General features: G+C 35.4%; 23 protein-coding genes, 1 pseudogene and 2 riboswitches. Of the genes and pseudogenes, 20 read left to right on the forward strand and 4 right to left on the reverse strand.

Features of this window, described 5'->3' with window-relative positions; all coding sequences use genetic code 11:
• Positions 1-56 precede the first annotated feature (56 nt).
• Entirely contained in the window at positions 57-1,070 is a 1,014-nt protein-coding gene (locus KD050_RS20905) for a S66 family peptidase (RefSeq protein ID WP_211894201.1), read from the forward strand.
• 265 nt (positions 1,071-1,335) lie between these two features.
• A complete protein-coding gene (locus KD050_RS20910; RefSeq protein WP_211894202.1) occupies positions 1,336-1,755 on the forward strand; it encodes a hypothetical protein in 420 nt (139 codons plus the stop codon).
• A gap of 161 nt (positions 1,756-1,916) precedes the next feature.
• On the opposite strand, the gene KD050_RS20915 is transcribed toward KD050_RS20910, so the two are convergent.
• Positions 1,917-2,309, reverse strand: a complete 393-nt coding sequence (locus KD050_RS20915) for a RidA family protein (RefSeq protein ID WP_211894203.1) — start codon at positions 2,307-2,309, stop codon at positions 1,917-1,919.
• A 314-nt stretch (positions 2,310-2,623) separates the two neighbouring features.
• On the reverse strand, positions 2,624-3,463 hold the full coding sequence (locus KD050_RS20920) for a tyrosine-type recombinase/integrase (protein WP_211894204.1): 840 nt from the start codon (positions 3,461-3,463) through the stop codon (positions 2,624-2,626).
• 190 nt (positions 3,464-3,653) lie between these two features.
• On the opposite strand from KD050_RS20920, the gene KD050_RS20925 reads away from it, so the two are divergent.
• From KD050_RS20925 to KD050_RS21595, 10 genes and pseudogenes are all read left to right on the forward strand, one after another.
• Positions 3,654-4,247, forward strand: coding sequence for a hypothetical protein (locus tag KD050_RS20925; protein WP_211894205.1), 594 nt, complete (start codon positions 3,654-3,656; stop codon positions 4,245-4,247).
• 136 nt (positions 4,248-4,383) lie between these two features.
• Complete coding sequence (locus KD050_RS20930) at positions 4,384-4,860, forward strand: hypothetical protein (protein WP_211894206.1); 477 nt, start codon at positions 4,384-4,386, stop codon at positions 4,858-4,860.
• 93 nt (positions 4,861-4,953) lie between these two features.
• Positions 4,954-5,388: a lipoprotein gene (locus tag KD050_RS20935; RefSeq protein ID WP_211894207.1), complete on the forward strand. Its 435-nt coding sequence runs from the start codon at positions 4,954-4,956 to the stop codon at positions 5,386-5,388.
• A gap of 246 nt (positions 5,389-5,634) precedes the next feature.
• Positions 5,635-5,865 carry a DUF3953 domain-containing protein gene (locus tag KD050_RS20940; protein WP_211894208.1) on the forward strand — a complete coding sequence of 77 codons (231 nt, stop codon included), beginning with the start codon at positions 5,635-5,637 and terminating at the stop codon, positions 5,863-5,865.
• 412 nt (positions 5,866-6,277) lie between these two features.
• A complete protein-coding gene (locus tag KD050_RS20945) occupies positions 6,278-6,622 on the forward strand; it encodes a hypothetical protein (protein WP_211894209.1) in 345 nt (114 codons plus the stop codon).
• Between the two features lie 322 nt (positions 6,623-6,944).
• Complete coding sequence (locus tag KD050_RS20950; protein ID WP_211894210.1) at positions 6,945-8,021, forward strand: helix-turn-helix domain-containing protein; 1,077 nt, start codon at positions 6,945-6,947, stop codon at positions 8,019-8,021.
• A 149-nt stretch (positions 8,022-8,170) separates the two neighbouring features.
• Positions 8,171-8,557: a hypothetical protein gene (locus KD050_RS20955; protein WP_211894211.1), complete on the forward strand. Its 387-nt coding sequence runs from the start codon at positions 8,171-8,173 to the stop codon at positions 8,555-8,557.
• A gap of 178 nt (positions 8,558-8,735) precedes the next feature.
• A complete protein-coding gene (locus KD050_RS20960; RefSeq protein ID WP_235753873.1) occupies positions 8,736-9,218 on the forward strand; it encodes a DUF4367 domain-containing protein in 483 nt (160 codons plus the stop codon).
• A gap of 125 nt (positions 9,219-9,343) precedes the next feature.
• On the forward strand, positions 9,344-10,225 hold the full coding sequence (locus tag KD050_RS20965) for an aminoglycoside 6-adenylyltransferase (protein ID WP_211894212.1): 882 nt from the start codon (positions 9,344-9,346) through the stop codon (positions 10,223-10,225).
• 353 nt (positions 10,226-10,578) lie between these two features.
• Positions 10,579-10,767, forward strand: a pseudogene (locus KD050_RS21595) (DUF4181 domain-containing protein); the annotation flags it as partial.
• Positions 10,768-11,166: 399 nt separating this feature from the next.
• On the opposite strand, the gene KD050_RS20975 reads toward KD050_RS21595, so the two are convergent.
• The gene (locus KD050_RS20975; protein ID WP_211894214.1) at positions 11,167-11,748 is read right to left on the reverse strand and encodes a TetR/AcrR family transcriptional regulator; all 582 of its coding nucleotides are present in this window, start codon (positions 11,746-11,748) and stop codon (positions 11,167-11,169) included.
• Positions 11,749-12,088: 340 nt separating this feature from the next.
• Between KD050_RS20975 and KD050_RS20980 the strand changes: the two genes are divergently transcribed.
• The 4 genes from KD050_RS20980 (at position 12,089) to KD050_RS20995 (ending at position 15,783) form a co-directional block, all read left to right on the forward strand.
• Positions 12,089-13,312 (forward strand): MFS transporter, encoded by a 1,224-nt coding sequence (locus KD050_RS20980; RefSeq protein WP_235754016.1) that lies wholly within the window; start codon positions 12,089-12,091, stop codon positions 13,310-13,312.
• Between the two features lie 167 nt (positions 13,313-13,479).
• Positions 13,480-14,559, forward strand: a complete 1,080-nt coding sequence (locus KD050_RS20985) for an LLM class flavin-dependent oxidoreductase (RefSeq protein ID WP_211894215.1) — start codon at positions 13,480-13,482, stop codon at positions 14,557-14,559.
• Between the two features lie 131 nt (positions 14,560-14,690).
• Positions 14,691-15,116 carry an ester cyclase gene (locus KD050_RS20990; RefSeq protein ID WP_211894216.1) on the forward strand — a complete coding sequence of 142 codons (426 nt, stop codon included), beginning with the start codon at positions 14,691-14,693 and terminating at the stop codon, positions 15,114-15,116.
• A gap of 229 nt (positions 15,117-15,345) precedes the next feature.
• Entirely contained in the window at positions 15,346-15,783 is a 438-nt protein-coding gene (locus KD050_RS20995) for a DUF4279 domain-containing protein (protein ID WP_211894217.1), read from the forward strand.
• A gap of 235 nt (positions 15,784-16,018) precedes the next feature.
• Here the strand turns inward: KD050_RS20995 and KD050_RS21000 are convergent, their stop codons facing one another.
• Positions 16,019-16,414: a VOC family protein gene (locus KD050_RS21000; RefSeq protein WP_211894218.1), complete on the reverse strand. Its 396-nt coding sequence runs from the start codon at positions 16,412-16,414 to the stop codon at positions 16,019-16,021.
• A 594-nt stretch (positions 16,415-17,008) separates the two neighbouring features.
• Positions 17,009-17,106, forward strand: a riboswitch (TPP riboswitch).
• Positions 17,107-17,168: 62 nt separating this feature from the next.
• Positions 17,169-17,267: riboswitch (TPP riboswitch) on the forward strand.
• A 75-nt stretch (positions 17,268-17,342) separates the two neighbouring features.
• Here KD050_RS21000 and tenA point away from each other — a divergent pair.
• From tenA to thiE, 4 genes are read left to right on the forward strand one after another with little or no spacing between them, the layout of a single operon-like run.
• Positions 17,343-18,032 carry a thiaminase II gene (gene tenA / locus KD050_RS21005; protein WP_211894219.1) on the forward strand — a complete coding sequence of 230 codons (690 nt, stop codon included), beginning with the start codon at positions 17,343-17,345 and terminating at the stop codon, positions 18,030-18,032.
• Complete coding sequence (thiM, locus tag KD050_RS21010; RefSeq protein ID WP_211894220.1) at positions 18,013-18,756, forward strand: hydroxyethylthiazole kinase; 744 nt, start codon at positions 18,013-18,015, stop codon at positions 18,754-18,756. The genes tenA and thiM overlap by 20 nt, the downstream gene beginning before the upstream one ends.
• Positions 18,753-19,568: a bifunctional hydroxymethylpyrimidine kinase/phosphomethylpyrimidine kinase gene (gene thiD / locus KD050_RS21015; protein ID WP_211894221.1), complete on the forward strand. Its 816-nt coding sequence runs from the start codon at positions 18,753-18,755 to the stop codon at positions 19,566-19,568. The genes thiM and thiD overlap by 4 nt, the downstream gene beginning before the upstream one ends.
• Positions 19,558-20,172 carry a thiamine phosphate synthase gene (gene thiE / locus KD050_RS21020; RefSeq protein WP_211894222.1) on the forward strand — a complete coding sequence of 205 codons (615 nt, stop codon included), beginning with the start codon at positions 19,558-19,560 and terminating at the stop codon, positions 20,170-20,172. The genes thiD and thiE overlap by 11 nt, the downstream gene beginning before the upstream one ends.
• The last annotated feature ends 69 nt before the right edge of the window (positions 20,173-20,241 follow it).

The following is a 20,241-nucleotide window of genomic DNA, read 5'->3' on the forward strand; positions in this document are numbered from 1 at the left end:
TTTTAATAACATATAAAATGTTATTTTTACAAAAAGCGTTGGGAGAGTGGCTAAGCATGATAAAATATCCAATCTTAGAAAAAGGTGCAACAATAGGAGTAACTGCACCATCATCTGGAGTCCCAAGTGAATTACATCACTTGTTGAAATCTGCATTCAAAAGTGTGGAAAAGAAAGGTTTTAACTTCATCTGCGGAGAAACTGCATGGACACAAGATAAGGAAAAGTCTGCATCTGCTAAAAAGCGTGCAGAAGAGTTCAATAAAATGATGCTTAGTGATAATATTCAACTTATTATTCCTCCTTGGGGCGGAGAGCTACTTATTGAGACACTTGAATATATTGACTTTGAAAATATAAAAAGTAAGTGGATATTAGGTTATTCTGATATAAGTCTGCTACTGTTAGCAATTACATTGAAAACGGGTACTGCTACAGCACACGGAACCAACTTAGTGGATTTAAGAGGAGAGTATTCTGATGATACGACAGCAATGTGGCGAACAGTATTGTCTACCAAAATGAATGAATCAATTCTCCAACATTCATCAGAAAAATATCAAAAAGAATGGCAACCTGATAACCCTACTCCTTATATTTTCAATCTAACAGAACAAACTTACTGGAAATCAACTGTAAACGAAAAAGTTAAGATACAGGGGCGATTACTTGGTGGTTGTATTGATATAATTAGGCATCTGATTGGTACACCATATGGGAATGTACAAAATTTTAAAGAGAATTATATTGAAGGAGATTCTGTTATTTGGTATCTCGAAAATTTGCAGTTATCGACAACTGAATTGCGTAGGACCCTCGTGCAAATGAAATTAGCAGGTTGGTTTGAGGATTGTAGTGGCATTATGTTTGGGAGAAGTCCAGCAAATCCAGCTGTTACAAATTATACAGTTGAAGATGTTTATAAAGAACTTTCTAAAGAGCTTCAAATTCCTATTTTGTACGATATTGATTGCGGTCATGTTCCACCACAAATGACTTTTATAAATGGAGCATTCGCTGAAGTTGAATCAGATAATGGTCAAGGTACTGTGTTACAAACTTTTAAATAAAATTATAGATGTGTTCTTTAATGATTTTTTTTGTAATAAATTTAAGGGCGTATTCTTAGGTAATGTTCAAACAGACCAAGAAGACTATGAAATGTTTCATAATTGGGTTGAGACAATGCTATATCGTACCGATTTAGAACTAAATATAGTTAAACCTTATTAAACTAACGGGTGCTTTACTTCAAGAAGGAGTAAAGCACCCGTTAGTTGAAGTAATGCAACAGGTTAGTATAACAAAGTTATTGTACTAAAAGGGGGAGAATGGTTGATTAAAAGGAAAGCTATAACTTTTTTCTTTGCAACAATTTTGTCGATTACTTTCATCTTAATTTTTATTTTCGGCGAATGGGAAAGACCATTTGAATTGATACCTATGATTGGGATTTATAGCTTACTATTTTCACCGATTATATTAATTTATGGTGTTCCTGTAACTTTTTTATCTGATTATTTATCCAAACGATTCAAAGGATTTAAAAGAGTGATTTTAGCACTACTAATTCATTTGTTTTTTGTTATTTCTTTTGCATTTGTCTATGGCATAATCTTTGAATCAAGTGATTTCTTTTCAAACTTTAATAACTATTGGGTAGGAGAAGGGGAACTAAATTTTATTGCTGGAATTATGACTTCATTTTTCTTTTGGGCGGTGGATGAAGTCCTAAGACGTATCCGACCCGAATAAAAAATTTTCTTATTCAACTAACGGGTGCTTTAGTTAAACAAGGGGCTGCCTGTATGGGTAGCTTTTTCTTATTGAACTAACGCAGCAGGTTAGCTCAAATGGGTGGATGCACTAAAAGAGTATTAAAAAAGGAACAGTAAAAAACTGTTCCTTTCTTAAATTTAAACTTCAGCACACCATAATTCTATTTCTATCTTCAATTCAGGCAAGCCTAATGCTGAAATATATGCAATTGTCATTGAAGGGTATTCATCCTCAAAAAATTCATCCCATTTAAGGTATAGATAATCCCAGTCTATTTCTTCAGTCGCCCAAATATTAACTTTAATGACGCTATCTTGTGATAACCCCTCTGATTGAAGAACCTTTTTCATGTTAGCAAAAGTATTAGTTATTTGGTCGTTTAGATTTTGAGGGACGTTGCCGTTCATATCTGTCCCTACTTGACCCGATGTTACTATTAAACCAGCACCTTTTGGTACTCTAGTGACATGACTGTAGTTTCCTACTGGTTTGGGCATGAACTCAGGGTTATTTCTAATAATTTTTTCCATAATAATACCTCACTCACTATAAATTTTCTGCTTATTTTCTTATTATTTAGACAGAGCTCACCAATTATTATCTAATTAATAGAAAACAGCAGTCGAGTACCCATAACCCATAGATAAAAACACAAGTATTTTCTTTTTCATGGTATGGACACTCCCTTTCTTTATAATGTGGGCAATATATATATTATAAATTAGTAATAGATTTTCTAAAGTTTACTATACCACAATATATTATATGCTAACAAATCTTATTCAACTAACGGGTGCTTTAGTAAAATAGAGCAACGTCTTTTAAAACGTTGCTCCTTATTCATTTAAAAGTACTTCTGATAATACTCTTTTCTTAATCTTCCGCTCAACTGAGCATAGATCTTGGTGGTTTCACTCTTCTCATGCCCCATAAGACTTTGTATGACTTCAATAGGAGCTCCATTATTCATCAAATGGGTTGCGTAGCTATGTCTAAGTTGGTGTGGATGAATCTCTTTATTAATTTCCGCACGATTGGAGATCCGCTTGATGATGTATCGCATTTGGGCGACACTCATTTTGTGTGGCTGTCTTGCTGTTACAAAGATGGCTGAATTATGGTCAGTACGACTTTCCATATAGCGTTTAAGCCATATGTCACAACGTGTATTAAAATAAACTTCTCTTTCCTTATCGCCTTTTCCTCTAATGATTGCGGATTGATTGGACCAATTAATATGGTTCTTTTCTAACGCAACTATTTCTCCAATTCGACAACCGGTAGAAAACATGAATTCAAAAATTGCTTTTTCCATTGGGGAATGACAGGATTCACGAAGGTGTTCAATCTCCCGTTCGGTTAAATACTTGGGTATCCGCTTACCCACTTTAGGTCCTTTAATTTTGGAAGTTGGATTCTTACTCAGGTAGCCTTCTTCATGGGACCAACGAAAAAATGACTTCATAAATCGGATACGATGTGCAAGACTAGCTGGTTTTAAATGCTTGCCGGATATAGCAAGATATTCCTTTAGTCGATTTGTATCCAGCAAACTCATTTCTACATCCTTAAAATAACCAATTAGTAGCAAGGACTGTACCTGGTAGGCCTTTAACGTTTGTGGTGAAAAACCCTCTATTCGCTTATCCGCTTCAAACGAAGACCATGCTTTTGACAGTAACAATTCCCCATTCCCCCTAAAATAGTAATGTTAAAAGGATTATTGCCAATTTAATAGAATTATAGACATAGGGTGTATTTTTACTAACGCGGCAGTTTAGTTGAAGAAAAGAATTGGGATTTTTATGGTAAAATATAAATAATTAATAGATGATTTCAAGTATAAGGATTTTCAATTACAGGGGGGGAGAATAATGAAGCTAATAAAATTAGCATTTACAGGATTATTGGTAAGTGGAATATTAACAGGGTGTACGAAGGAAGAAACGAAGGTTGAACAAGCTAAAACAGAAGAAACGAAAGTTGAACCAGTAAAAACAGAAGCCGAAGTCAACGACCCGAAGACCTGGAAAGACGTTTCAACGCCAGAAGGCTTCAACAGTTATGGAATAGAACCAACGTTGGAAGCTTGGATTGCCTATCACGCTGAAGATATTGGCAAAACAACCGACGTGAAAGAATATTACCCGAGGGCAAGACGCCTCAGAAATGAGTTGAAATATTTTCGGATTCAAGGTGACGACCTTCAAAAAGACTTTGATAATTTGGAGGTGCTTCAAACTTTGATGGGTAATCTTGATTATTCTATTTCGGTAGCAGAAGAGCAAGGGATTGAAACGGTGGAAACCTATGACGAATTAAAAAAAGCTTTTAGGTATTTCACAGAACTAGTTCACGATATCGACATTGTAATAAATCACGACGGAAAGGGCGAAACATTCGGGTTCACGCACCAATTAGACGGGAAAAAAGTTAAGGAAATAGAAACGTTCATCTATATAGATTAACTATTTTTGATATCACTTCAAGATGGATTACAGCTTTTTTGTTGAATCTATAAAGCTAACGGGTACTTTACTCAAAAAGAGTAAAGCTTTTTTTCTTGTTAGATAAAGCCATATTCATTTAAAAAGGGGAAATTATATGACAAAAAGAACAAAAAAAATGAGTATATTCTTTTTATCAATTCTTCTACTAATAGGGCTGTCTTTATGGTTTTTTGAAAAGGATAAGCGGGAAACGAAGGATTTTGCAGATAAACTCTACTCTTATCCTTTACCTCCAGAAACAGAAGTTATTCAAAAAGGTTATGATTATGGAAGCTCTTATGGTGGAACACCACTAGCTAATGGAAATTATATAACTGCGGTTGCCTACATGAAGTTGTCATCCAACCTCAGTGAGAAGGAATTAATTGATTACTACAAAGCAATAAATGTTTCAGAGATTTACTTTGAAGGTGACGAAGAAATTAAAACATCCCGTACTGGTAGAACTTGGTATAAAGGGATAACTCCAGTAAATCCAAGTCAAGAAAAGAATATTCAAAAACCAATAGAACTTATTGTCCAAACAAAAACGGTATTTTTATCTGCCTTTGCCGATTTTGCTAGACAATAAAAAGAAACGCCAATTGCCTTTCTTATTCAACTAACGGGTGCTTTAGTTCAATAAGACGTTATTTGTAATTTCACAAAGAAGGAGAAAATTACAATGAAAAAATTTATTATATTAACGTTAATAGCTATTATTTTGACAGGATGCAATGGATTTCCAAAAGGTACTATTATTCAACCAGAAGGCAAAGTTATTGTGAACGGCGAAAAATATACTATGATGCCTAATGATTTTGAATGGAAAGAAGATAATGTTGAAATAAAAGATATTAGTTCTAGTGATATATATAAATTAGCCGATGATTTTAAAACTTTAGAAGTAGAAAAAAGCGATATATTAAAATTTGAAATTGAAAAGAATCCTTCTTCCATAACAATAACTAAACTTAATGAAGATGGTACAATTGAAAATGTTGAAATGAAAGATTATGAAATAACAATGCCATTTAAAGAAGGGTACTATATTTATGAACTTAAAGTAATATGGGATAAAGGAAAAGAGACTTTTGTTTTTGATGTTGATGTAAAATGAAAAGAGAGTGACCTTCAATTAAAAACTTTGGTCTCTCTTATTAAACTAACGGGTGCTTTACTTCAAGAAGGAGTAAAGCTTTTTTTTCTTATTGAACAAAAGCGGCAGGTTAGTTTAAGAAGGAAATAATGAAAGTAATGAAGAATGGTACAAGTAAAGAGGTATTTATATACTAAATAACGAAAAGTATTGATTCTTATACCACCATTTTGAATCTAACAATAACGTTAAAAAGAGAGGCGAATAATGCTAAACAGATTAAGAATACCGTTATTAATATGTGCTGTAGTTTTTGGATTTTTAGATTTAATAACTCCGCTTGAGTTAATACCATTTATGATGTTGTCATTAGGTACTTCGATGTTTCTGTCAGGATTAGATGAATTTAAAAAAGACAAAAAAGCAAAATATGGTTATATATTCATAACTATTTCTATAATTCTAATTTTGGTTGCTGTAATTAAATTATTTACATAATGGTGTTGCATTGAACCAAGAAGGATTAATGACTTTTTAGCGTTTTTTCTGCTTGGAAAGGTTATAGGAGAAAGCTTGAAAAAGCAGAAGGTGAAGAAGAAATAAGACACGCATTTGTGCCTTTTCTCCTGATGATATAATTTTGTTTCTTAAAGCAATTGCAGTATTTATTTTTTAAGCTAACGAGTGCTTTAGCAAACAAGTGGCTGCCTGTAAGGGTGCTTTTTCTTATTGAACTAACGAAGCAGGTTAGTTCAATAATGATTCTTTTTGCTCGTCTAATTCGTATGCAATATAAAAATCATACCTTTTTGTATTATATAACAATTATAGAATCATAATTTCGTTTCCTACTTTATAACAACTCCAATCGATAAACTATTAATAAATTTATTCAAAGGGGTTTATGCTGATGCTGACGATACCAGAATCAATACAGCCATCAATCATTTATGTTACATTCGCTTATCAAATTTGTTTATTCCTATTTGTTTTTTTTAGAATTGTCGTTTTTATTTTCGCTCTAAAAAAGATTAAACGCCCACTAAGTATCGCTTACGATATTTCTCTTTTTGTCATAACAACACTTTGGTTACTTTATCTAGAATTACAAGACTTTATTGATTTACAAGGCTTTATTAGCGACCCTTATGATTCCCCTATATTCTTATTTGCTGGTTCAGCCTATTTCGTATCAATATTCGATTTTATATACAATTATTTTTCATATAAAAAAATAAAATCCACGAATTTGTAAACTCGTGGATTTTTATTCTTATCGCTTGTAAGGTACTTACCCAATAGCAGTCCACTGACAATCAGTGTAAATATTTGTACTTCAACTAACGGGTGCTTTAGTTAAACAAGGGCTGCCTATAAGGGTAGCTTTTTCTTATTGTACTAACGAGGCAGGATAGTAGAATTGATTTTTTAAAATAATAATATTGGTTAAAGTTATATTTAGCATAGTTAGAAAAATTATTTAAGAATGTTTTTAAAGGTTAATTTTTATAGAACACAAGAAATATCAAAAATAAGAAATTAGTATCTCTTATAATTTTTATATAGGAGTGAGACAAATGAATGAACAGATACAGCTCATGGTTGATTGGATTGAAGCTAATTTAAAAAATCAATTTTCATTAGATGAACTATCTAATTATATGGGATATTCCCCTTATTATTGTTCATTTAAATTTCACCAGATAACAGGTATAAGTATTAGACGGTATATTCTTCTTAGAAGATTGTATTTGTCTACGGAAGACCTGGCAAATAACAAGAAGATTATTGATGTGGCTTTTGATTACGATTATTCTTCTCAAGAAGCATATAGCAGAGCTTTTAAAAGAATTTTTGGTATCAATCCAAGAGAATTCCAACTTAACAAGTTGCCTGTCCAGTCAGTTGTTAAACTCTTTATTAATAAAAATGGGGAGTGGTATGAAATGAATATTTCAAGAAAAATTGAGGTTGAAAAGTTAAAAAGTGAAATGAGTGAGTTGTTTGACAAAGACGTGCTTCACATCTTGAATGGTCAAGTTATGTTTAAGGAGTTTAAAGATGACAGACTAATGGGGGCTTCAGATTATGCTCCATTCAATGAAGCAATGTGTGTGAACACGACTACAGATCGAGTATTTGATGAAGAATATATATACACACGTGCTTCTGGTCATCAAGAATCAGTAGATGAATATATAGAAAAGGTTATAGATCCTTTAACCAATCTTTTTAACAAGGAGTATGAATGTATCGTTTTATGGTTTGGTGAAGACATGTTTTGTCAAATGAACCTACTTACCATACTTTCCTATCTTGAACAGTCAGGTTATCAGGGGAAAGTGTTCTTAAATAGTTTCAGAGAGGATGAATTTAAAGTTAATCAAACCGAACTTAAATTAGGACATTATCATTCTGTATATAAAGAAGTATTGGTCAATCATATTAAGCCATCAAATGAACTACTTCCGGTTATGTATCAAGGAATAGTCATATATTTAGATATGCTAAAAGAAGATAATACAGTAGTGAAATATATTAAAAAAAATAAGAATTTATCAACTTCCGAATTAATCAAGAGATTATTAGCTCTGTTCCCAACAGTAGGCTATGGAGATATGCAATATAGAGAGCTTATTAATAAAGCTAGATAAGGATTGGTGATTATTCCGTTAAAGGGAGAAATTGTTGAATAAGCGTTACTTTTTTTCTTCAACTAACGGGTGCTTTAGTAAAATATCAGTGGGGTTGCTATAGGCAATTATTATTTCTTATTCAAACAACAAAGCATTTTATGGGGGTGATGGGCATTACAATATCTATTCACGATGGTGTGATAATGGGGTACTCAGTAAGTTTTCTAGAAAATGAATTAATTTTAGATATCGAAACAGTGACAGATGAAATTGTAACTGTTTCATTCGAGAATTACTTAGCACATGATTTCCATCATGTAATGGCGGGAAGTATTTTGTTTGATATTGATGAAGCTGATTTGAATACATTTTTTGTAGAGAACAGAGAACAATTTGAGAACTTTAAATTATATGCTTGGTCGATCTGGTACGGTAACACGAATGAACTCGAACAAGAATTACAAAAAGATAACTATAAATGCTATGTTATTAGTGCATCACTAGGATTAACAGGTTATGTATTCGCTAAAACCCTTAAAATCAAAAGGAAATGACAGGTTTGGTGGGGATAACCAAAGTTTGTGAAGCATTCTACTTAAACTAACGGGTGCTTTACTTCAAGAAGGAGTAAGCCTTTATTCTTATTGAACTATAGGAGCAGGATTGTTTAATAAGAAGTGAAAAGTAGGGAATACTAATACCTGAAGTTTCAAATAGAATTGAGGTAGAAAATTGGTATTTTTGATACGTTTAGTAACTGTCCTAATCCTGCTAAATTGTTACCCAATGATAATTATGGCTAAAGAAATAAAGTATAATCACAATAGCAAAACTATATCCGAAATACAGAAAGAAGTTGGCTTTGCCGTTTTAACTCCAAAAAGGATTCCTGATGATTGGACATTAGATACCAAAACATCCCCTTGGATAATGCTACATTATATGGACAGCAAGGACACAAAGTTGATGGTCGCTATTGATTTGAGAAAAGGATTTCGACTATCCGATGACGATTTTCCTTATCGTCAGCAAGTTGATATAAACGGAAACAAAGGTTATTTTCAGGAGTGGGAAGAAAGTGGCGAAGTTGATAAAAATGGAGACACCATCACTGGTGGCTTACTTAATTGGGTTCAAGATGGTACTTCTGTAGAAATGAATAGTTCCAGATTATCGAAAGAACAAATGTTAGAAATTGCAAGGTCAATGAATTAACGTTATTCAACTAACGAGGTGCTTTACTTCAAGAAGAGTAAAGCCTTTTTCCTTATCGAGCTTACGAAGCAGTTTTGTTTAACAAGAAATGTAATAGGATATTTTATTTTGCGGGGTGAATAGCATTGAGAAATGAAAATGAAATGATGGATTTAATATTAAGCTTTGCACAAAGAGATGAAAGAATCCGAGCAGTCTATATGAATGGTTCAAAAACTAATACAAAGGTTACAAAAGATATTTTTCAAGATTATGATATTGTGTATGTTGTAACAGAAACAGCATCTTTTATAGATGATAAGACATGGATTAACGATTTTGGAGATTTAATCATGATACAAGAACCTGACAAAAATGATTTTGGCAGGGAAATTGATTTCGATGTTGATAGGTCTTATGGGTTTTTAATGCTTTTTACAGATGGAAATCGTATAGACCTTCGTATTCAAACAAAAGAGATTATGCTTGAAGAGTATGGAATAGATAAGCTCACGCTTCCCTTAATGAACAAAGATGAACTCTTGCCAACAATCCCATATCCTACCGATATTGATTACCATATCAAAATGCCATCTAAAGATGAATATAATAGTTACACAAACAATTTTTGGTGGTGTTTACAAAACGTTGCTAAGGGAATTTGGCGTGATGAACTACCGTATGCAAAACTAATGTTTGAATATACAACGAGAGATTCTTTGGATAAAATGGTTTCTTGGTGGATTGGAATACAACAAGATTTTCAGGTTTCAACAGGAAAGTTAGGAAAGTATTTTAAGAAATATCTTCCAGAATTATATTGGAATATGTACAAAAAAACTTATTCTAATTCTGATTATACAAATATGTGGGAATCGATATTTGTTACTTGTGAACTATTTAGAATCTTAGCTCAAGAAGTTGCTGAACATTTTAATTTTACTTATCCAATAGATGATGATAGAAACATGACTATATATCTTAAACATATTAGAAATTTACCTTCTAATGCAAAGGAAATATATTAAGTTAATGGGTGTCCCCCTGAAAATTAGAAGGAGAGCTTATTAAACTAACGGGTGCTTTACTTCAAGAAGGAGTAAAGCCCTTTTTCTATTTGTTCCAAAGCAGCAGGTTAATCCAAGAAGCAAAATGGAAATACTATGGCATAAGATAGATAGAAGAAGTGAGGGGATTTGTTGTGAGATTTTTGGTGTTTTTTATTGTTCTTATAATTTTGGGGTTCTTATTAGAAAAAATAATAAATAAATTACTTCGAGTTGAAAAGAAAAAGATTTCCGAAACTTCCGGTAAAAATATTGACCGATGGGGAAGAGGCATTATTTTAATTATCTTTTTATGAACACTACCGTTTGTTGTTGCAAAGGACACAACAAATATTATGAAGTGGTATTGGATCATCTATATAACTTTATTATTAGGTTTTCATTCTATTCTGGAGTGGAAGTACCTAGAGAACTCTAAACAATATGTTACTACAATTATTTATATAATATTAAGTGTAATTATTATGTACAATATAGAGTGTTTTCTTCCATTATTGGGTTGAGGTAACATTCAGATTTTTCATTTGAATAAAACTTCTTAACTTTATAATCTTGCAAAGCCCACTTGTATCCAGTTGACTCATCGCTTTTTACTGTCATTGTAAAAATATGAAGAGGATTATGTGAACTATCTAAGGTTTGTCCTTCTAACTTAGCTTCAAATGCCCAGAACCAGGATGATTCAATTTTTTTATATCAACTATTCTTTGGCACTTAAAACCTATTCCCTCGGTGGTAACAACTAAATGGACTTCGACAGGAAGAAAATTCATGATGTAAACAAAAACTCTCTCTTATACAAGAGGGAGTTTTTTTCTTTTAGTTTTGAAATAGAAGAGGAGAATGAAAATTAGAATTTTTAGATTCATATAACCAGACAAATAAAATTGAAGCATTCCGAGCTACTTAAGCAATGTAAGTATCTCTTTTATTGCATTATCAACAAATGATCGCTTTGGACGAGATTTCATTATTACGGTAAGTCCAATTAACGATACGATTAGTGCCTGTGCTAAGGATTTCGCGTTTACATCGGTCTCAAGTTCACCTGATTGTATACCTCGTTCAATGGTTTCTTGAAATATGATTGAAAGGTACATTTGATGTTCCCTTGTAAGAATTTCAAATTTCTCATCATGAGGCGCAAGTTCGACCATTGTATTAATGCAAAAGCATCCTCTACTGGGACTTTTTGTGTATTCCTCAGCAACCACTTCTTCAAAAAAAGTGCAAAATGCTTCCTTTACTGATGGAAAGTTTTGAAGTCTTGTTCGGATATCAGAAGCACGGGACATCGTGTATTTGCGTAGAGCGGCTTCGAACAATTCTTTTTTACCCCCAAAGGCAGAGTAAATACTGGGTCGTTGAATTCCCATTCTGGAAGTTAAATCACTTAATGAGGTTGCTTCATACCCCTTCTCCCAAAATAGTTGCATAGCTGCATCTAATACTTTTTCTTCGTCAAATTCGCGGGTTCGTCCCATAGTCAAAACCTCTCGTTACTTTTTTTTGTTTAATTATAACTATCATATGAAACTGCCAATTGTCTCATTTGCATACTGAACAGTATAATATAAAAATACATTTTTCTCTTTATATTGTCAAATGTAGACTACTTAATCCTAACAAGATATTTCCATAAGAAAAGACGTTATTACACGAAATGTAATTTATGCGTTGACAGAATTAGTTTCTATAAGTTATATTTACCAAGCAATATAACATACTGTTCGGTAAGTTATATTTCTCAGTATTTAAAATTAATAGGAATAAGGGGTGTACTGAGTGGAGGAAATTAAAGAAAAAATAGCAGTCAATGCAGAGATAAAGGCGAATTCGAATCGGGGAGCATATATCTCATCTGATTCAATCCGTGTCACTTCTATGTCTCGTAATGTGACATTATTATTTGCCGCTGCCTGTGGGATGTCAGTCGCAAATATCTACTTCGCACAACCGCTACTTGATCAGCTGTCGAGTGAGTTTGGTATTGACTATTCCATCATTGGAATTGTTATTACCATTACTCAAATCTTTTATGGATTAGGATTGCTACTGCTAGTGCCACTTGGTGATTTTCTGAACCAGCGCCTATTGATTATCGGCCAGATGTTATTATCCGTAATAGTTTTGGTTATAGTTGGAACTGCTTCCAACAGCACGATACTATTTGCAGGATTGGCTTTAGTGGGACTACTTGCGGTCGTAACTCAGACTCTTGTGGCATTCGCAGCATCTATGGCTGCTCCTGCAGAACGAGGGCGTGTGGTTGGTATTGTAACAAGCGGAATTGTAGTCGGCATACTTCTTGCGCGGTCCTTTGCAGGAATATTAACGGATGTTGCAGGGTGGCGTTCCGTATATCTAGTCTCTGCTGCACTAATGCTTTTTATGGTTTGTATGTTTTTTAGGGTATTGCCCAATATTGAACGAGAGGTAAAATCACTGTCCTATCCTCAATTGCTTAGAACGGTGTTTATATTGTTTAAACAAGAACGGATCTTACGCATCCGCTCTGTTCTTGCCCTACTGATTTTTGCTGATTTCAGCATTTTGTGGACTTCACTAGTACTGCCCCTTAGCACTCCGCCATTATCTCTTTCGCATAGCGCAATTGGAGCACTTGGTCTTGTAGGAGTGGCTGGGGCTTTATCTGCAGCGCGTGCTGGGAAGCTAGCTGATAAGGGTTACGGACAGAGAACAACAGGCATTGCTTTAACCTTATTGTTGATTTCTTGGTTATTCATTAGCTATACAGAGCAATCGCTATTAGCATTAGTTATAGGTATTGTACTGCTTGATTTGGCGGTGCAAGCCATACATGTTACTAATCAAACGATGATTCTTCCATTGCGTCCGGAGGCACGGAGTCGGTTAACAGCTGGGTACATGGTGTTTTATTCTATCGGCAGTGCTAGCGGATCAATTGCTTCTACCCAAATGTACGCGCACTATGGGTGGATAGGAGTATGCTTGCTCGGGGCGTCAGTTAGTGCTTTAGCTCTTCTTTTTTGGACAATGACTAGGCGCGATACTGCTTCCGAATAAAAATATGCCTGTGTCATATCATATCCAGATTCAACATCATGAATCTGAGCTACACTGCAACAAGTTTTAGAAGAAATGAATACTAGTACAGAATAAAGATCAGATATTGTAATTTGTTACTTACAAAATTGTGGTGGAGAAAAATTTGAAATAGGAGAGGATTGTATATGGAAATAGGCATTACTTCATTTGTAGAAACTAAACCAGATATTCAGTCTGGAGAAGTGATGAGTCACGCACTACGATTGCGTGAAGTGATAGAGGAAATTGTTCTTGCTGATCAGGTGGGACTTGATGTGTTTGGCATAGGTGAGCATCATAGGGAAGATTATGCGGCCTCTTCACCAGCAGTTTTGCTGTCTGCCGCTGCTACGCTCACGAAACGGATTAGGCTGACTAGTGCAGTTACAGTGCTTTCTTCAGCAGATCCAGTACGCGTTTTTCAGGATTTTTCAACGTTGGATGGTATTTCAAATGGGCGTGCGGAGATTATGGCGGGAAGAGGGTCGTTTGTTGAATCTTTTCCATTGTTTGGCTATAACTTGAATGATTATGATGAACTTTTTGAAGAACATTTGGAATTGCTTCTAAAATTACGTGAGGCCGAAAAGGTAACTTGGAAAGGTAGGCATCGAGCAGCGATTAACAATTTGGGAATATATCCACGGCCAGTTCAAAGTTCTTTACCGATATGGGTCGGCAGTGGGGGGAATCAGGAGTCTGCTATTCGTGCTGGTTTGCTAGGACTGCCACTGATGCTTGCAATTATCGGTGGAAACCCGATTCAGTTTGAACCGCTCGTGCAGCTTTATAAGAAAGCTGCAGCCCATGCTGGTCACGACGAATCACGGCTTAAGGTTGGATCACATTCGATAGGATTTATTGCAGAGAATACTGAAACAGCAGCAGATATGTTTTTCCCATCTACCCAGGCAGGCATGAATAAACTTGGCAAAGAGCGGGGTTGGGCTCATTATGACCGTACTAGCTTCGATGCCGCGCGCAGTTTTGAAGGTGCGCTGTATGTTGGAGATCCAGAAACTGTTGCTCAAAAGATTATTCACCTTCGTAAATATGTAGGCATCACACGCTTTATGATGTATGTTCCATTAAGCACTATGCCGCATGACCAAGTGATGAAAGCCATTGAGCTGCTAGGAACAGAGGTAGCGCCACGGGTTCGAGAGGAAATAACCAAGTGGGAAACTGAGACAGAAAATGTATCATCATTCAAGTTAGATTCATAATGCCTCATACTAAATTGAGAACTGGTAGGCCATCAAGCTTGCGGCGAAAAGCCCTCTATTCGTTTATCAGCTTCAAACGAAGACCATGCATTTGACGGTAACAGCATTGAAATAAATATGGAGGTGTTCAAATGACACCAGAACAAATAATTAGAAAATTTTTTGAAGAAGTACGATCAGGAAAAAATCCAGACTACTCAAATCAATTAATGTCCGAACAAGTATTGGCTCATCAAATTGTATCCGAGGAAGAACAAACAGTTTTAAGGACGCCTAAAGATTATGCTGAACACGTAAGAGAAATGATGGAAGCCTATGGTAATTATTCTTTAGAAATTCAAGAATTATTGGTACAAGGAAATAAAGTATATGTCCGTTGGAAACAAGTAGGTGCACACGTAGGAGTAGTCGATGGATATCAACCTACAGGACTTACTATAACTCAAATGACAAGTGCAGTATATAAGATAGAAGGTGGAAAAATTTCCGAGTATTGGATTCAAATTGATAGGTCAGGGATTCAAAAACAATTAGAGTACAATAAACATATTAAATAGTTATTTGATATTCCAAAGTGTTAGGATAATAAACTTTTCTTGAACTAAAGGGTGCTTTAGCAGAACAAGACCATCAACCATCATTCGATGGTCTATTTATATGTACAGAACAATCAAATAGATTTAGGCGATCCAGAAGTATTTCACTTAAACTAACGGGTGCTTTACTTCAAGAAGAATTGAAAGTATTTCGGTAGTCGAATAGTTAAACTAAGGGCAGGAGGTTTACATGGACAAAACATCGCTATATGCATATATTCTATTTAGCGGAAATGATGATTTCCCATTAGATGTCGTTACGGAAAGACTAGGCGTGCAACCTACGAAAACTTGGAAAGTAGGAGAACGAGTAGAGCCTAACCATCCAAAAAATCAGTTATTACGGTCATATACTGGTTGGCATTTTGAAATAGAAACTAAAGAATCACTAGATACAGAAGATGTATTACGTCCACTTTTAGAAGTATTCCAATCAAAGACAGATACGATTAATCAATTAAAAGAAGAACTTATTTTAGATGTACGTCTAGAGTTAGTTATACAGATTTACGATGGATATACTCCAGGATTAGTGATTTATCCTGAATTCAGTAAGTTCGCTGCAGAAATAAATGCTTTTTTAGACGTTGATATGTATGTGTTTTCTATTAATGATCCAAATGAATAAACGGACTATTATAAACTACATGTCCACATATAATAAAGATTACTAAGAATGTCAATTATTCTTCAACTAACGGGTGCTTTACTTCAAGAAGGGGTAAAGCCTTTTTTGTTGAACTAACGCGGCAGGTTAGTTTAATAAGAAAATGGGAGTTTTTATGTTCGCATTAGACTCATTATGTGTAATAGAAAGAAAGGCGCAAAAAAATTACGACTGTAACTTAAATAGAAAAAAATATTTACTGTTCTGGGTGAAGGATATTGCAGGCACTTAACCAATTTCCAGAAGGATCTTTAAATCCAAAACCACCAAATTCGCCTTGTAAATTTAAAGGACCAACTTCAACTTGTTTTCCTTCAAGCCACTCATATAATTCTTTTAAGGTAGGAGTATAAAAGTCAATTATGCTATGAACGATATTAGTATTTGTATTTGTGAATGATAATCCATTAATTTCTTCAGTTTCAACCAAGAAAATCGTTGGAACTCCTTTTGATTTCATAGTAAGCATAGCATTTTTTTTACCTTGAAAGTGGACTTCGGCACCCAGGATATCGATATAAAACTTTATAGATTCTTCTAAATTAGTAACTGGTATTTCCAGTGTAGCAATATGTGATATTAAATTAGTCATAGTAGCCTCCTGTGTTTTGTTTGCACATATATTTTTCTACACTCAATTAAGAAATCCTTCTTAAGTTTCATTAAGAATGGAATGTCTTATCAAACAAGCCGTTTACATCAAGAACAAGATTCTTTAATGATAGATACAGAATACCTATCTGAATTGTTCGAAAAAGGTTTACCAACTTTAAATCAAACAATTACTATAATTTCAACTACTTTAAATATAAGATATAAAGAAATTATTCAAGAAATCCTTTTATGTATGTATCAACAAGATATGTTCAAAGAACTAATTAGTTTTCTATTTCCGGAAGAAGTAAAGAACCTATAATTAAAATTACTTAGTGTTTCACAGTGAACCCCCAGTGAGTAAACTGTCCGCTTAGGGTTAACTTTATTAATTTTTAACTTCTCATGCAGTAGCTTGAAGTTAAATAACTGTATTTAGTATACAGATTCCGAACTGCCTATATCGTTAATTGAATTTAAACAAGTTCCCAAAGCGGGATTTGGGAATATTTTTTTGACTATTTGTAGTGGTGTAGTAGTTTAAGATAAGCTTGTTAAAATCCATTTGTTTTGATACACTCAAGCTAATTAAATGCATTTGCAGGGGGACACATTGGTGTTGAGAAGGTAAAATCTGACCCTTAGAACCTGACCGTTAATACGGACGTAGGGAGCAAAGTACATACAAATTATGAATTTGTACTTACTAGGGCTCCGCGTATTTTTTACGTGGAGCCTTTCTTATGCAAATACTTTAATTGCGGGGGGACACTTTGGTGTTGAGAAGGTTAAAACCTGACCCTTAGAACCTGACAGTTAACACTGACGTAGGGAGCAATTAGTGGTGTAGTTTACACTTTTTGGGCGTCTCTATTTTTAGAGACGCCTTTTTTTGCACTTACGTCCACCAATGAGGAGGACTATGTATGGAATTTTGTGAAAAAGTGAGGAAAGAAACGAATGTTTATTTTGAGGCAAGCTTCGAGCATCCATTTGTACGAGGCATTGCAGATGGAACTTTGCCGTTAGAGAAATTTAAGTTTTATATGCTACAAGATTCGTATTATTTAAAGCATTACACAAAAGTCCTGGCGCTTGCAGCAGCGAAAGCAACAAATGAAGAGGATATTCACTATTTTTTAGACACGGCACGATTTATTCATGAAGCCGAGTTGGAACTTCATCGTACGACGTTTAAGGATTTAGGCGTTACAGCTGAGGAAATTGAACAATTTGAAGCAGCACCTGCAGCCTATAACTATGTGAGTCATATGTATCAGGCGGTTCATACTGGAGATGTTGCAGAAGCATTTGCAGCGATTTTACCTTGCCCGTGGCTGTATCAAGAAATCGGGCAAAAAATAAAACAAGCTTCGCCTAATATACCGTTATATGCCCAATGGATTGCCCTATATGGATCAGACAAGATGAAAGAAACGATCGAAAAGCAAAAGAAAATGATGAATCGTTTAGCAGCAGAGCAACAGGAAAAAGAAAAATGGTTATATGAGCATTTTAAGAAAAGTTGTTACTATGAATGGCAGTTTTGGGAAATGGCTTGGACGATGCAAAATTGGATGCAGGAGGTGTATATCGTTGAGCCTGCAAAAAATTAATACACAAAAACCTCTCGTACATTGCATCACAAACTATGTAGTGGCGAATTTCACCGCAAATGGCTTGCTGGCGATTGGTGCTTCCCCTGTGATGGCTGATGCACAAGAGGAAGTAGCCGAAATGGCGAGTAAAGCGGATGCATTACTTCTCAATATTGGGACACTTAATGAACGCACCATTTCTTCGATGCAAGTAGCTGGCCAAAGTGCAAATACGCACCACGTGCCGATTGTGTTAGATCCTGTTGGTGCAGGGGCAACCGTTTTTCGTACACGTACAACGCTTGCCTTATTACAACAGTTAAAGGTGAGCTTAATTCGCTGTAATATAGGAGAACTCGCTGCCATTGCCGGTGTCAATTGGCATTCAAAAGGTGTGGATAGCGGTTCAGGGAAACTTGATGTTGTACAAACTGCCAAAACCGTTGCAAGGAACTATAATTGCTTGGTCATTGTCACAGGTGAAACAGATGTATTAACAGACGGTGTTCAAGTGGCACTGATTACGGGCGGTCATGAAAAGATCACGAAAGTGACGGGCAGTGGCTGTTTACTTAGTGCGATTTGTACAGCCCTACTTGCAAGTAGTACGGAGCCTTTTTCGGATTTAGCGAATTTATTACGTGAATATAAACAGATAAGTGAATGGGCTTATGGGCCGATTGGTACGTTGCATGAAAATGTACTGAACCATTTAGAACGATTAGCGGAGGGAACAAAATGATTGCATGTACAATAGCAGGTTCAGACAGTGGTGGCGGCGCTGGTATTCAAGCAGATCTGAAAACATTTCAGGAATTAGGGGTGTTTGGCACATCGGTCATTACAGCATTAACTGCACAAAATACAACAGGTGTGCATGGGATTTTTACAACAACTGCATCGTTTGTACAAACACAGCTAAAGGCAGTACTCGATGATTTTGATGTAAAAGCGATCAAAACAGGCATGTTGTTTGATGCAGGAATTATTGAAAGCGTAGTTGCGTTGCTGAAAGAGCAGCAAATTCCGTTAATAGTGGACCCCGTCATGATGGCAAAAGGAGGCGCTAGTTTGTTACAGCAGCAGGCGATACGTGCGATGAAGGAACAATTATTACCAATTGCAACCATTTGTACCCCGAATATCCCAGAAGCAGAGGTACTAACAGGTCGAACGATCCAAACGAAACAACAGATTGACCAAGCAGCGGGCGAATTATTAGCGTTAGGCGTACAATGCGTTGTCATGAAAGGCGGGCATCTAGATGGAGAATTGGCGACTGATACGGTGTATTGGAACGGCAGGCATTTTACGATGACAACACCACGTGTACAAACAAAAGCTACGCATGGCACAGGCTGTACATTTTCTGCTGCCCTTACGGCACAGTTAGCGAAAGGCTTATTAATGAAAGAAGCCATGATCGAGGCAAAGAAATTTATACATTTAGCCATTTCCAACCCTTTATCTATTGGTCAAGGTCATGGACCTACCAATCATTTTGCGTACAAATGTGCAGAAGGAAAATGCGAGGTACTGATTCATGAATCGTAATATGTTGAATGTTTATTTTATTATGGGAACGCAAAATAGCCAGGAGCCTCTTGAAACACTTAAAAAAGCATTGCAAACAGGTATTTCTTGTTTCCAATTCCGTGAAAAAGGTGAAGGCTGTTTAACGGGTGCAGCTTATGAGGCGTTTGCGTTTGCCTGTCAAAAACTGTGCAAAGCGTATAACGTGCCCTTTATTGTGAATGACGACATCGAATTGGCACTAAAAATGGATGCGGATGGGATTCATGTGGGGCAAGATGATGTGATTATCACCGAATTTCGCTCACTTGCCAAAGATAAAATTGTGGGGGTTTCTGTACATAATGAACAGGAGCTAGCCCAAGCTGTAAGAAACGGAGCTGATTATGTAGGCATCGGGCCCATTTATCCAACGAAATCAAAGCATGATGCAAAACCACCGGCAGGGCTCGATTTTCTACAAACTGCAAGAAAGCAGTACCCGCATTTTCCGATTGTCGGGATTGGGGGCATTGATGAACACAATGCTCACAAAGTTCGAGCAAGTGGAGCTGATGGTGTAGCGGTTATTTCTGTTATTTGTGAAAGTGCAGATTTAAAAAAGACGATACAAAAATTAAGTTAGGAGAACGACTAATGGAACTAGATAAACAAACCCTATTAGTTACGGGCGCAACGGGACCCCCATTAGGTC

This window comes from Psychrobacillus sp. INOP01, assembly GCF_018140925.1.
Taxonomy (GTDB): Bacteria; Bacillota; Bacilli; order Bacillales_A; family Planococcaceae; genus Psychrobacillus.

Bases quoted from the DNA above. Each gene is read 5' to 3' on its own strand.
- KD050_RS20990 (WP_211894216.1), top strand. From the start codon at position 14,691: ATGACACCAGAACAAATAATTAGAAAATTTTTTGAAGAAGTACGATCA.
- KD050_RS20950 (WP_211894210.1), top strand. From the start codon at position 6,945: ATGAATGAACAGATACAGCTCATGGTTGATTGGATTGAAGCTAATTTA.
- KD050_RS20940 (WP_211894208.1), top strand. From the start codon at position 5,635: ATGCTAAACAGATTAAGAATACCGTTATTAATATGTGCTGTAGTTTTT.
- KD050_RS20925 (WP_211894205.1), top strand. From the start codon at position 3,654: ATGAAGCTAATAAAATTAGCATTTACAGGATTATTGGTAAGTGGAATA.
- KD050_RS20905 (WP_211894201.1), top strand. From the start codon at position 57: ATGATAAAATATCCAATCTTAGAAAAAGGTGCAACAATAGGAGTAACT.
- KD050_RS20975 (WP_211894214.1), bottom strand. From the start codon at position 11,748: ATGGGACGAACCCGCGAATTTGACGAAGAAAAAGTATTAGATGCAGCT.
- KD050_RS21000 (WP_211894218.1), bottom strand. From the start codon at position 16,414: ATGACTAATTTAATATCACATATTGCTACACTGGAAATACCAGTTACT.
- KD050_RS20915 (WP_211894203.1), bottom strand. From the start codon at position 2,309: ATGGAAAAAATTATTAGAAATAACCCTGAGTTCATGCCCAAACCAGTA.
- KD050_RS20995 (WP_211894217.1), top strand. From the start codon at position 15,346: ATGGACAAAACATCGCTATATGCATATATTCTATTTAGCGGAAATGAT.
- KD050_RS20935 (WP_211894207.1), top strand. From the start codon at position 4,954: ATGAAAAAATTTATTATATTAACGTTAATAGCTATTATTTTGACAGGA.
- thiD (WP_211894221.1), top strand. From the start codon at position 18,753: ATGATTGCATGTACAATAGCAGGTTCAGACAGTGGTGGCGGCGCTGGT.
- thiE (WP_211894222.1), top strand. From the start codon at position 19,558: ATGAATCGTAATATGTTGAATGTTTATTTTATTATGGGAACGCAAAAT.
- tenA (WP_211894219.1), top strand. From the start codon at position 17,343: ATGGAATTTTGTGAAAAAGTGAGGAAAGAAACGAATGTTTATTTTGAG.
- KD050_RS20985 (WP_211894215.1), top strand. From the start codon at position 13,480: ATGGAAATAGGCATTACTTCATTTGTAGAAACTAAACCAGATATTCAG.
- KD050_RS20930 (WP_211894206.1), top strand. From the start codon at position 4,384: ATGACAAAAAGAACAAAAAAAATGAGTATATTCTTTTTATCAATTCTT.
- KD050_RS20955 (WP_211894211.1), top strand. From the start codon at position 8,171: ATGGGCATTACAATATCTATTCACGATGGTGTGATAATGGGGTACTCA.
- KD050_RS20945 (WP_211894209.1), top strand. From the start codon at position 6,278: ATGCTGACGATACCAGAATCAATACAGCCATCAATCATTTATGTTACA.